This window comes from Variovorax sp. OV329, assembly GCF_900114785.1.
Taxonomy (GTDB): domain Bacteria; phylum Pseudomonadota; class Gammaproteobacteria; order Burkholderiales; family Burkholderiaceae_C; genus Variovorax.
The window spans coordinates 1-1,391 of the sequence record NZ_FOUG01000056.1 but is presented as its reverse complement, the minus strand read 5'-3'; the positions used below and the strand labels follow the sequence as shown (position 1 = coordinate 1,391).

Here is a 1,391-nt window from a genome sequence, read left to right as displayed (position 1 = left end):
CTGATCAACAACGAATGGTGCGACGCGGCCAGCGGCAAGACGCTGGACGTGTACAACCCCGCCACCGGCAAGGTGATCGGCAAGGTCGCCCATGCCGGCATCCCCGACCTGGACCGCGCCCTGGCGGCCGCCCAGAAGGGCTTCGAGACCTGGCGCAAGACCCCGGCGCACGAGCGCGCGGCCATCATGCGCAAGGCCGCCGGCCTGCTGCGCGAGCGCGCCGCCGACATCGGTCGCATCCTCACGCAGGAACAGGGCAAGCCCTTCGTGGAAGCGCGCGGCGAGTCCATCGCCGGGGCCGACATCATCGAGTGGTTCGCCGACGAAGGCCGCCGCGTGTACGGCCGCATCGTGCCCTCGCGCAACCTGGCCGCGCAGCAGCTGGTGATCAAGGAGCCCGTGGGCCCGGTCGCCGCCTTCACGCCCTGGAACTTCCCCATCAACCAGATCGTGCGCAAGCTGGGCGCGGCGCTGGCCAGCGGCTGCTCCTTCCTGTGCAAGGCACCTGAAGAAACGCCGGCCTCGCCCGCCGCGCTGCTGCAGTGCTTCGTCGACGCCGGCATTCCCGCCGGCGTGATCGGCCTGGTCTACGGTGATCCGGCAGAGATTTCCGGCTACCTGATTCCGCACCCAATCATCCGCAAGGTGACCTTCACCGGCTCCACCCCGGTGGGCAAGCAGCTGGCCTCGCTGGCCGGCCTGCACATGAAGCGCGCCACCATGGAGCTGGGCGGCCACGCCCCGGTGATCGTCGCTGCCGATGCCGACATCGCGCTGGCGGTGAAGGCCGCCGGCTCGGCCAAGTTCCGCAACGCCGGCCAGGTGTGCATCTCGCCCACCCGCTTCCTGGTGCACAACAGCATCCGTGCCGAGTTCGCCAAGGCGCTGACCACGCAGACCGAGAAGCTCAAGATCGGCGACGGCCTGGCCGAAGGCACCACGCTGGGCCCGCTGGCCAACGCGCGCCGCATCGCCGCCATGGACAAGATCCTGCAGGACGCGCGCGCCACCGGCGCCAAGGTGCTGACCGGCGGCGAGCGCGTGGGTTCCGAAGGCAACTTCTTCGCCCCCACCGTGCTGGACGAGGTGCCGCTCAACGCCGACGTGTTCAACAACGAGCCCTTCGGCCCGATTGCCGCCATCCGCGGCTTCGACACGCTGGACGAGGCCATCGCCGAAGCCAACCGCCTGCCCTACGGCCTGGCCGGCTATGCCTTCACGCAGTCCATCAAGAACGCACACCAGCTCTCGCAGCAGGTCGAAGTGGGCATGCTGTGGATCAACCAGCCGGCCGCGCCCACGCCCGAGATGCCCTTCGGCGGCGTGAAGGATTCGGGCTACGGCTCCGAAGGCGGCCCCGAGGCCATGGAGGCCTACCTGGTGGCCAAGGC

Annotated in this window: 1 protein-coding gene; it reads left to right on the top strand. The window is 69.7% G+C overall.

Features of this window, described 5'->3' with window-relative positions; genetic code table 11:
• The coding region (locus BM345_RS29525) for an NAD-dependent succinate-semialdehyde dehydrogenase (protein ID WP_139237685.1) at positions 1 to 1,391 on the top strand (1,391 nt) is incomplete at both ends.